Genomic DNA, 10,703 nt, shown 5'->3' with positions numbered 1-10,703 from the left:
GGGCCGGCCGCCCACCCGGGCCGTGCAGCGGGGCCTTGCGGCCCTGGGGGGTGCTGGGCTCGTCACCTGTGGGAACGGCGGCGCGGGCGGGGGCGTGGGGGGCGGCGACGGCCGGGGCGGTGTGGCCTACGGCGAGGGTGGCGGAGGCGGCTGCGGCGAGGATCAGCGCCCGGTGGGCGGCGGGGTGGCGGCCGGTCGTGGAATGCGGCAGGACGCGTCTCCAGTGAACGCATCCCGGGCAGTCGCAGTCACTCGCCGGATCGAATTCCTCGAATACCGGAGTCCGAGTCTCCATGCGATTCCCTTCACACTCCAGTTGAAAATGTCCGCGGCTGGGCACGTCGTCAGTTTCTCAACTGTCTTCCGGACGCGCATGTTGACGGTCCGAATGGTTTACGGCCCCCTCCGCCCCCTCCCCGACCCCCCTCCGCCGGTCCGGAGCACCCCGGGAGGTCATGTAGAGTTAACGCCGTCAGCACGCGCCGCTAGCTCAGTTGGTTAGAGCAGCTGACTCTTAATCAGCGGGTCCGGGGTTCGAGTCCCTGGCGGCGCACCGACAGGCAAGGCCCTTCGCAACTGCGGGGGGCCTTCGCTTATACCGCCGGAGCCCTCCCGGCCACCGCAGAGCCGGCTGGGGGTCCGGGGGTCACCCCACGGGAAATACAGCATCAGCGGGTCCGGGGTTCGAGTCCCTGGCGGCGCACCGACACGCAAGGCCCTTCGCAACTGCGGAGGGCCTTCGCTTATACCGCCGGAGCCCTCCCGGCCACCGCAGAGGCGGCGCACGGCACGGAGGCCCCCTCGGGAGCGAGGGGGCTTTTCGCTGTCCGGAACCGGGTCCTCCTCAGGTTTGGCCGGATACCCTCTGGCCATGGCAGCGCGTGACCTTCAGGAGCGGATCAAGAGGCTCATCATCGACCGCCGGCTGGCCTCCGGGGCCCCGCTGCCGACGGAGCCCGAGCTGATGGAGCATCTGGGTGCCAGTCGGAACTCCGTGCGTGAGGCGCTCAAGGGGTTGCAGGCGATGGGCATCGTGGAGATCCGGCACGGCTTCGGGACGTATGTCGGGGCGATGTCGCTGGCGCCGATGATCGAGGGGCTCGCCTTCCGCACGGTCGCCGGGCACTACCGGGGTGAGGACACCCTGCTCCAGCTGGTGCAGTTGCGGGAGGCCGTGGAGACGGGGCTGGTGTCGCGGCTCGCGGGGCGGGTGCCGGAGGGCGATCTCGTTGAACTGGACGCGCTGGTCGACCGTATGGAAGAGCAGGCGGCGCGCGGCGGCGACGGCATCGCCGACACCGACCGGGCGTTTCACGCCACTCTCTACCGGGGGTTGGACAACGCGCTGCTGGGCGAGGTCATGGAGGCGTTCTGGGAGGCCTTCCACCGCGTCCACACCGATCTCGGGGGCGCCCCGCAGGATCCGCTGGTCACCTGCCGGCAGCACCGGGAGATCGTGGACGCGGTGCGGTCGGGCGATGCGATACGGGCGGAGGGGGCCATAAGGGAGCACTTCGGCAACATCCGCGCCCGCGTATCCACGACGGGTACACAAGACCCCCACAGGTGCCACAATGAACGCGTATGACCGGTAAACACCTCGTTTCGCATCTTGCGATCATGTGGAGCGACGTAGAACCCTGTTGATTGGTTTTTCAAGATGCTGCGCATACGCGGCAGTTGGGGGGCAAGGAGCCGGTTGCCGGTTTTCGCCGGGGCATAGGGGGCCCCGTTCATGACCGCATGCCGAGGGGGGCATGATGCAACCGGAAGGTCGCTGTTCCATGTCTATGGTGGAGAAGATGTGGTGACTGCGGCCCACCACTGATACGCCTGTGAAAGGTCGAGGGGGACCGGAGCAGTCGTAAAGGAACCGACAGACACGCGGGTGACCCGCGTGTGGGGGGATGACTCATGACGTCGACGCCGACGGGCGCCCGGCAGAACTTCGACCCGTCTCAAACCACCCAGCTGAGGGTGCCGTCACAGACCAGGACCGGAGCTTTCCGCCGGATCAAGAAGACGCTGCCGAAGTACGACTACGAGCACTACAGCCGGCTGGCCGGCCCCCTCACTCAGCCCGACCCGAACAAGCCGTACCGGGTCGAGTACCGCTCGCTGATCTCGCAGGAGCCGCACCGCATCAGGGTCGCGCTGATGCTGGCCGCGGCGCCGGTGCTCTCCCTGGTCCTGCTGTTCTGGCTGCTCCAGCCCGAGCACTGGACCGAGCGCGACTACCCGGCCTTCGACTTCCTGCCGGCTCTCGACATCGTGATGCTCGTCTCGATCGGTCTGATCGAGTTCTTCCGCTGCATGAACGTGGTGTCCAACGCGCACGCCACGCTGGTCGCCCGCGACCCGATCCCGGTGGTGCCGGAGACCGGCACGAGAGTGGCCTTCCTCACTTCCTTCGTGCCCGGCAAGGAGCCGTTGGAGATGGTGACGAAGACCCTGGAGGCGGCCGTCAAGCTGCGCCACCGGGGTCTGATGCACGTCTGGCTGCTCGACGAGGGCGACGACCCCGAGGTCAAGGAGGTGTGCGCGCGGCTCGGCGTGCACCACTTCTCCCGCAAGGGCATCGCCAAGTGGAACCAGGCCAAGGGCCCGCACCGCGCCAAGACCAAGCACGGCAACTACAACGCCTGGCTCGACGCCCACGGCGACGACTACGACTTCTTCGCCTCCGTCGACACCGACCACGTGCCGCTGCCGAACTACCTGGAGCGGATGCTCGGCTTCTTCCGCGACCCGGACGTCGGCTTCGTCATCGGCCCGCAGGTGTACGGCAACTACGACAATTTCGTCACCAAGGCCGCCGAGTCGCAGCAGTTCCTCTTCCACGCCCTCATCCAGCGCGCCGGCAACAAGTACGGCTCCCCGATGTTCGTGGGTACGTCGAACGCCGTACGCATCAAGGCGCTCAAGCAGATCGGCGGTCTGTACGACTCGATCACCGAGGACATGGCGACGGGATTTGAGATCCACCGCCACAAGAACCCGGCTACGGGGAAGAAGTGGCGGTCGGTCTACACGCCGGACGTGCTCGCCGTGGGTGAGGGGCCCAGCGCCTGGACCGACTTCTTCACGCAGCAGATGCGCTGGTCGCGAGGGACGTACGAGACGATCCTCAAGCAGTACTGGAAGGGCTGGTACTCGCTGCCGCCGAGCAAGCTCTTCAACTACACGATGATGATCATCTTCTACCCGATGTCCGCCCTGAACTGGATCCTGGCGGCGCTGAGCTGTGCGCTGTTCCTGGGCCTGGGCGCCTCGGGTGTGAACATCGACCCGACGATCTGGCTGATGCTCTACGGCAACGCCTCCGCGCTCCAGATCGGCCTCTACGTCTGGAACCGCCGCCACAACGTCTCGCCGCACGAGCCCGAGGGCTCCGGCGGTGTGGCCGGCATGGTGATGTCCGCGCTGTCGGCGCCGCTGTACGCGAAGGCGCTGATCGACTCCGCGCTGCGCAAGAAGAGCAAGTTCGTGGTCACGCCCAAGGGCGATTCCGCGAGCCCCGACCGCTGGTTCGGGACCTTCCGTTACCACTGGTACTTCATCGCGATCTTCGGCGCCTCGATCACCGCGGGTTTCGTGTACGGCCACGCGCACCCCGCGATGATCATCTGGGCGACGTTCGCCATGCTGATCACGGCGACGCCGATCTTCGCCTGGCGCTACATGCTGCGGCAGGAGAAGAAGAAGCCCGCCGCGCCCGTACCGGCGCAGCCCGCCCCGGCGCAGTCGTCCGCGCCGTACCAGCCGGAGCCGCAACCGCTGCCCGCGCAGCACGCGTCCCATGCCCCGCACGCCGCGCATGGCCCGCACGCACCGCACGCACCGCAGCACAAGCCGAGTTGGGCCGCGTCGGGCAGTAGTGGTAACGATCAGACGATGCAGATCGCCCTTGGTGGACTTGGGGGACGTAAGGAATGAACGACCGTGCAGGCCGCCGCCGCGCCCGTCGACTCGCGATAGGTACGGCGGTGGTACTCGCGCTGGCCGGAATGAACGGGCCGTGGCTCTATCGCGTCGGCTCCGAGAAATACCACCAGTACCAGATCAACAGACCCGAGTACAAAGCCGAGAACGGCAAGTGGGAGATCATCGATTTCCCGGAGGAGTACCGCCAGAACACGATTCACGCGGCGCTTCTGCACACCGGCAAAGTGCTGCTGATCGCGGGCTCGGGCAACAATCAGGACAACTTCGACGCGAAGAAGTACGACACCCGGATCTGGGACCCGGTCAAGGGCACGATCAAGAAGGTGCCGACGCCGAACGACCTGTTCTGCACCGGCCACACCCAGCTGGCCAACGGCAACCTGCTGATCGCGGGCGGTACGAAGCGGTACGAGAAGCTCAAGGGTGACGTCACCAAGGCCGGTGGCCTGATGATCGTCCACAACGAGAACCCGGACGAGCCGATCACGCTGCCCGCGGGCACCAAGTTCACCGGCAAGGAGAACGGCAAGACGTTCGTCTCCAAGGACCCGGTGCTGGTGCCGCGCGCGAAGAAGGTCTTCGACAAGGCGACCGGCAAGTTCCTGCGCAACGACCCCGGGCTCGGCCGGATCTATGTCGAGGCGCAGAAGAAGGGCGCCAAGTACGAGACCGGCACCCAGGACAACTACCGGATCCAGGGCCTGTCAGGTGCCGACGCGCGTAACACGTACGGCATCGCGCAGAAGCTCGCCCTCGACAAGAAGGACTTCCAGGGCATCCGGGACGCCTATGAGTTCGACCCGGTCGCCGAGAAGTACATCAAGGTCGACCCGATGCACGAGGCCCGCTGGTACCCGACGCTCACCACCCTGAGCGACGGCAAGATCCTCAGCGTCTCCGGCCTCGACGACATCGGGCAGCTGGTGCCGGGCAAGAACGAGGTGTACGACCCGAAGACCAAGAAGTGGACGTACCTGGAGAAGGTGCGCCAGTTCCCGACGTACCCGGCGCTGTTCCCGCTGGAGAACGGCAAGATCTTCTACTCGGGGTCGAACGCGGGCTACGGGCCTGACGACGTGGGCCGCGACCCGGGCATCTGGGACGTGGACACCAACAAGTTCACCAAGCTGCCCGGGCTGAGCGACCCCAAGCTCATGGAGACCTCGGGGACGGTGCTGTTGCCGCCGGCGCAGGACGAGAAGTACATGGTGATCGGCGGCGGTGGCGTCGGCGAGTCCAAGGAGTCCAGCGAGAAGACCCGGCTCATCGATCTGAAGGACGACGACCCGAAGTTCGTGGACGGGCCGTCGCTGGAGAAGGGCACGCGGTATCCGCAGGCTTCGGTGCTGCCGGACGACAGTGTGCTGCTGTCGGGCGGATCCGAGGACTACCGCGGACGCGGTGACTCCAACATCCTCCAGGCGCACCTGTACCGGCCGGGCGCGAAGGAGCTCGACCGGGTCGCCGATCCGCTGGTGGGCCGTAACTACCACTCGGGGTCCATCCTGCTGCCCGACGGCCGGGTGATGTTCTTCGGTTCGGACTCGCTGTACGCCGACAAGGCCAACACCAAGCCGGGGAAGTTCGAGCAGCGGATCGAGATCTATACGCCGCCGTATCTGTACCGGGATGCGCAGCCGTCGCTGTCGGGCGGTCCGCAGACGATCGAGCGGGGCGGGACGGGGACGTTCACCTCGCAGCACGCCTCGTCGATCGAGAACGTACGGCTGATGCGGCCGAGCGCGTCCACGCACGTCACGGACGTCGATCAGCGATCGGTGAAGCTGGACTTCAAGAAGTCCGGGGACAAACTGACCGTGAGTGTGCCGACGAACCGGAATCTGGTGCCGTCGGGGTGGTACATGCTGTTTGTGACGGATGACCAAGGAACGCCCAGCAAGGCACAGTGGGTAAAGGTTCCGTAGACGCCTCAACGCTCCCGCACCTTGTTCTTCGGGTGCGGGAGCGTTGTGGCTTGTCGCGCACGCGCGGCGGAGCCGCACATGTCACAGCCCCGCGCCCCTAGGGGGTTGTCGCCTCCGCGAGCTTCAAGGCGTACTCCGCCCACCACTCGCCCGCCTTCGGGCCGCCCTTGCACTCGCCGTCCGACTCGCCCGGGCGCTTGACCCACACGTAGGCGTCGACGAGCGGGTCCGACGTCTTGGTCGTCGGGGGCTCGCCCAGCGCGCGGCCCGGTGGGTTGCACCAGCGCTCGTCCGGGTTGCCCTCGGTGTAGGGGCCGTTGCCGTTGCGGCTGGTGTCGATGACGAACGGCTTGTTGCCCACCTTGGTGGAGAGCTGCTTGCCGTACGCGATCGAATCCTTGGTCGTGTAGAAGTTGGAGACGTTGACGGAGAAGCCGTCGGCCTGGTCGATGCCCGCCCACTTCAGGGGCTCGAAGATCTGGTCGGGATGACCCCAGCCGGCGTTGCCCGCGTCCAGGTAGACCTTGGTGTTCTTCAGGGACTTGAGCTTGGTGATGGCGCCCTTGAGGAGGTCGTAGCGCTCCTCGTGGAACTCGCCCGGGGTGCAGCCGTCCACCAGGTGCAGCACCGCGTCCGGCTCCAGGATCACCGTCGTGGACCGGTCCTCGATCCCCTTGGCCACGCCGTCGATCCAGGCCCGGTAGGCGTCGCCGTCGGCGGCACCGCCCTGGGAGTACTGGCCGCAGTCGCGGTGCGGGATGTTGTAGAGGACCAGCAGGGCCGTACGGCCGGCCTTGTCGGCGGCCTCCGTGTAGCCGCGGGCCTCCTGCTCCGGGTTCTCCGGGCCGATCCACTCGCCGGTCGGCTGCTGCGCGATCTTGCGGATCTCCTCGGCGTCCTCCTTCTTGCCGGCCTTCTCGTAGGCCGCCAGCTGCTCCGCCGCGTTCCCGTCCGGGTTCACCCAGAACGGGTCGGTCTCCTTGGGCTGTTGGCTGATCCCGGCACCGGCGTTGTCCTCCGGCTCCTCGCCGTCCCCGGAGGAACAGCCCGCGATCAGCAGTGCCGCCCCCAGCACCATCGCGGACGTCCGCGCGCGAGCGCCCCTCCAGGCCCCCCTCTTCAGGTACATCCAGCTCCCCCTCGGGTGCACTGTTCCAAGGTTCAATCCTGACATACGTGTCGTGGGGCAAACGAGGTCGCCGAGTCTTGTCGGGGAGCTGTTACAGCCACTAAGACGGCTCCGAGGAGCGGCGCCGGGGACGGGCGCCGACAGGGGGGACCGCGAAACAGGGGAAGGGGAGTGTGCGGCATGCACCCATCCACCCGGGAGATCCGGCTGGCGGAGGCGTTGGTGGAATCGGCGGACACCCTCACGGACGGGTTCGAGGCGGGACCCTACTTATCGCGGGTCGCCGACCACTGTGTCCGATTACTGCCCGCACAGGCCGCCGGGTTCATGCTGATCGACGGGGACCGGACGGTGTCGCCGGCGGCGAGCAGCGCGCGGGAGGAGATCGCGCGGGATCTGCTGGAGGCCCAGCGCGGCGGCGGGCCCTGCCTGGACAGCTTCGGCTCCGGCCGGCCGGTGCCGCCGGTGTCGGTCCGGGCGGCCCGGTCGGCGGCTCGCCGGCCCGAGTTCACCGAGCGGGCCCTGGTCCACGACATCGCGGCCACGTACGCGGTTCCGCTCCTTCGCCACCAGCAGCCGCTGGGCGCGCTCAACGTCTTCGTCCGCGCCCTCCCCGACGGCTCCCGCTCCGACGACGGCACGACGCTGCGGCTGGCGCAGCTCATCGCCGACTGCGCGGCCCTCGGGCTGCGGAACCACGCGTCGTGCGCCCAATGCCGTACTCTCGCCGGTCAGTTGCAGCAGGCCCTGTCCAGCAGGGTGCGCATCGAGCAGGCCAAGGGCATGCTCGCCGAGCGCTGGAACACGTCCGCCGGCCACGCCTTCGCGGCGATGCGGCAGTACGCGCGTCGTCGCCGGGTGCCGCTGGACCAGGTCGCGGGGGAGGTCGTCGACCGGGTCGCGGACGACGCCGAGCTGCGCCGGGAGGCGGAACGTGCGCGGGACGAGGGACGCGCGTAGTCCCCCTTCGAACTTTCTCTGGGCCCGGACCGTCATCCGTTCTACAGTCGTTTCCGGACGACCCCAGCCCCCGGTCGGACCATCCCCCCTAGGCCTCCCGCGCCGGTCGCCGGGTCACTCCCGCAACCCGTGCGCGCGCGGTCGAGGACCAGCCCGGTCGACGGCTTCGGGGGGAGCGGGCCGTCGACCGGGCCAGGTACGCCCCGGTGCCGTTCTCACAGCCCGGTGCCGGTGAGATACGCCGACACGATCACGTTCGCCGTGCAGCTGCGTGTCGTCCGGTCGAAGGTGCCGCCGCAGGTGATCAGGCGCAGTTCGGAACGGCCCGAGTGGCGGGGACCGTAGGCCTGGTGGGCGTCGAAGCGGGCTCGGGGGACGGCCTGGACGTCCTCCACGGTGAACTCGGCGAGCTTGCCGTCGTCGCGGAGTACCCGGATCCTCGCGCCCGGTCCGAGGGTGCTGAGCTGGTGGAAGACGGCCGGTCGGGTCCGGGTGTCGGCGTGGCCCACCAGGAGGGCGGCGCCGGCGGCTCCCGGCTTCACGCCGGCCGCGTACCAGCCGACGTGGGCGGCCTGGTCGTAGGGCGGGGCGGCGATGGCGCCGTGGGCGTCGAGGCCTCGGGCGACGACCGGGGCCTGGATCTTCAGGCCGGGGATGTCGAGGCGCTGCGGGAGCGCGTCGCCGAGCGGGCGGGCGGCGGGCGGCAGGTCCACGCGGGGCGGTCGGCCGACGGCCGCCACGTCGCCCGAGACGGGTGCGGATATGCCCTGCCGTACGCCGACGCCGGTGAGCTCCCGGCCCCACAGCCAAAGGCCGAGCAGCAGGACGGCCCAGGCCACGCCCATCACGAGGTGGCCGCCGTGGGCGGGGCGTTCGTGGTCGGACATGGTCAGCGCGGCCTGCCCTGCTCGCGGCCCCGGCGGGCGCTGCGCAGCGCCACGGCGGTCGCGGCGACGCCCGCGAGGACCAGCCCGGTCACGGTGTGCGCCGTGCCGGGGCCGGCCGCGCGGGCGTCCGCGACGGACAGACCCCCCTCCAGGTGGGCGGAGCCACCGCCGCCGGCCTCGACCGGGGCCACGGGGGACGCGTGGGCCGAGGGCCGCGCCCCCTTGCGTGCGACGGTGACGGCGCCCGTGCGGGCGGTGTCCCCGCAGGCGACCCTCACGTCGTACGTGCCCGCCGTGAGCGTGGAGCGGATGCGGCTCTGGCCGACGAGGGTGCCGTCGGTGCCGACGGTGAGGCGGGCGTCGGCGACGAACGCCGTGGAGACGGCCAGCGCGGTCTTCTCCCGGCATCCGCTCACCAGCAGCGCGATGTCGCCGCCGGGGCGGGGCGAGGACGGGCTGACCGCGACACCCCCGTCCGCCGCGTATGCCGCCGGGGTGACGGCGACCGTGCCCAGGGCGGCGATGGCGCAGAGGGTGACGCGCAGTGATCCCATCGTGAACCTCCAGTTACCTGGAGACTCCCCCCGCGGCACGGGCCCCGCATCCTCAGCGGGGCCCGCACTGCTCCGTACGGGTTGTGTCGCGGGCCCGTGGCGTTTCAGATCCGGTCGACGAGGTCCGCGATGGAGTCCACGATCTCGGACGGCCGGTACGGGAAGTTCTCGACCTGATGGGGCAGGGTCAGGCCGGTGAGCACCAGGAACGTCTGCATCCCGGCTTCCATGCCGGCCAGCACGTCGGTGTCCATGCGGTCGCCGATCATGGCGCTGCTCTCGGAGTGGGCGCCGATGGCGTTCAGCCCGGTCCGCATCATCAGCGGGTTGGGCTTGCCCGCGAAGTACGGCTGCTTGCCGGTCGCCTTGGTGATCAGGGCGGCGACGGCTCCGGTGGCGGGCAGCGGGCCCTCGGCCGAAGGACCTGTCTCGTCGGGGTTGGTGCAGATGAAACGGGCGCCGGCGTTGATGAGGCGGACTGCCTTGGTCATGGCCTCGAAGGAGTAGGTGCGGGTCTCTCCGAGGACGACGTAGTCCGGCTCGTGGTCGGTGAGGATGTAGCCGATGTCGTGCAGCGCGGTGGTCAGGCCGGCCTCTCCTATGACGTACGCCGAGCCACCCGGGCGTTGGTCGTCGAGGAACTTGGCGGTGGCCAGCGCCGAGGTCCAGATGTTCTCGATCGGCACTTCCAGGCCCATGCGGTTCAGCCGGGCGTGCAGGTCGCGCGGGGTGTAGATCGAGTTGTTGGTGAGGACGAGGAAGGGCTTGCCGGACTCACGCAGCTTCTTGATGAAGGCGTCGGCGCCGGGGATCGGTACGCCCTCGTGGATGAGTACACCGTCCATGTCGGTGAGCCATGACTCGATGGGCTTGCGGTCTGCCATGGTGCTGGGACTCTCCTGGCGTACGTACGGATGAGCGGGGGCGCCGGAACCACGCCGTACCGACGCCCCCAGAGTAGTCAGGAGTGGCTGATCCTGACCCCGTCGATCACCCGATACCAGATGCTGGACCCGCGAGCAGCCCTGGCAGCCCGGCGACGCAGCCCAGCACATGGGCCGCGCCCGCCGACGTCAGTGCCCGTGCGGACCCCGCTGATCATGTCGTGCGAGGTGTCGCCGACGACCGCGAGCGTCCTGGGTGGGGCGCGGGAAGGAAAGCCGGACGCCGCGCCAGAGCGGTCTCAGCGGCGCCTTCGGGCGAGCAGCAGCGCGCCGCCGGCGAGGACGAAGGCCGCGGTGGCGGCGAGGGTGGCGCCGGGGGGCGGGAAGAGGCCGGTGCGGGCGAGTTCGTCGGCGAGGGA

General features: G+C 69.1%; 8 protein-coding genes, 1 tRNA gene and 1 pseudogene. 5 read left to right on the top strand and 5 right to left on the bottom strand.

Going from position 1 to position 10,703, the window contains the following annotated elements; genetic code table 11:
• Positions 1-295, bottom strand: a pseudogene (locus tag KUM44_RS36045) (hypothetical protein); the annotation flags it as partial.
• A 184-nt stretch (positions 296-479) separates the two neighbouring features.
• Here KUM44_RS36045 and KUM44_RS36040 point away from each other — a divergent pair.
• The 4 genes from KUM44_RS36040 to KUM44_RS36025 all read left to right on the top strand — a co-directional run bounded on the left by KUM44_RS36040 (position 480) and on the right by KUM44_RS36025 (position 5,870).
• Positions 480-553: transfer RNA gene (locus KUM44_RS36040), tRNA-Lys, on the top strand.
• Positions 554-871: 318 nt separating this feature from the next.
• A complete protein-coding gene (locus KUM44_RS36035) occupies positions 872-1,588 on the top strand; it encodes a FadR/GntR family transcriptional regulator (protein WP_217213978.1) in 717 nt (238 codons plus the stop codon).
• Between the two features lie 326 nt (positions 1,589-1,914).
• On the top strand, positions 1,915-3,936 hold the full coding sequence (locus KUM44_RS36030) for a glycosyltransferase family 2 protein (RefSeq protein ID WP_217213977.1): 2,022 nt from the start codon (positions 1,915-1,917) through the stop codon (positions 3,934-3,936).
• Positions 3,933-5,870, top strand: coding sequence for a kelch motif-containing protein (locus tag KUM44_RS36025; RefSeq protein ID WP_217213976.1), 1,938 nt, complete (start codon positions 3,933-3,935; stop codon positions 5,868-5,870). The genes KUM44_RS36030 and KUM44_RS36025 overlap by 4 nt, the downstream gene beginning before the upstream one ends.
• A gap of 97 nt (positions 5,871-5,967) precedes the next feature.
• Here KUM44_RS36025 and KUM44_RS36020 read toward each other — a convergent pair whose 3' ends face one another.
• The gene (locus KUM44_RS36020) at positions 5,968-6,999 is read right to left on the bottom strand and encodes a glycoside hydrolase family 6 protein (RefSeq protein ID WP_217213975.1); all 1,032 of its coding nucleotides are present in this window, start codon (positions 6,997-6,999) and stop codon (positions 5,968-5,970) included.
• A gap of 180 nt (positions 7,000-7,179) precedes the next feature.
• Between KUM44_RS36020 and KUM44_RS36015 the strand changes: the two genes are divergently transcribed.
• Entirely contained in the window at positions 7,180-7,959 is a 780-nt protein-coding gene (locus tag KUM44_RS36015; protein WP_217213974.1) for a GAF and ANTAR domain-containing protein, read from the top strand.
• A gap of 215 nt (positions 7,960-8,174) precedes the next feature.
• On the opposite strand, the gene KUM44_RS36010 is transcribed toward KUM44_RS36015, so the two are convergent.
• The 3 genes from KUM44_RS36010 to KUM44_RS36000 all read right to left on the bottom strand — a co-directional run bounded on the left by KUM44_RS36010 (position 8,175) and on the right by KUM44_RS36000 (position 10,284).
• On the bottom strand, positions 8,175-8,846 hold the full coding sequence (locus tag KUM44_RS36010; RefSeq protein ID WP_217213973.1) for a class F sortase: 672 nt from the start codon (positions 8,844-8,846) through the stop codon (positions 8,175-8,177).
• A 2-nt stretch (positions 8,847-8,848) separates the two neighbouring features.
• Positions 8,849-9,400: a hypothetical protein gene (locus tag KUM44_RS36005; RefSeq protein ID WP_217213972.1), complete on the bottom strand. Its 552-nt coding sequence runs from the start codon at positions 9,398-9,400 to the stop codon at positions 8,849-8,851.
• A 104-nt stretch (positions 9,401-9,504) separates the two neighbouring features.
• The gene (locus KUM44_RS36000) at positions 9,505-10,284 is read right to left on the bottom strand and encodes an HAD-IIA family hydrolase (RefSeq protein ID WP_217213971.1); all 780 of its coding nucleotides are present in this window, start codon (positions 10,282-10,284) and stop codon (positions 9,505-9,507) included.
• Between the last annotated feature and the right edge of the window lie 419 nt (positions 10,285-10,703).

This window comes from Streptomyces sp. AC550_RSS872, from assembly GCF_019049285.1.
GTDB lineage: Bacteria > Actinomycetota > Actinomycetes > Streptomycetales > Streptomycetaceae > Streptomyces.
The sequence above is the reverse complement of the archived record's forward strand: the minus strand, read 5'-3'. Positions and strand labels throughout refer to the sequence as shown.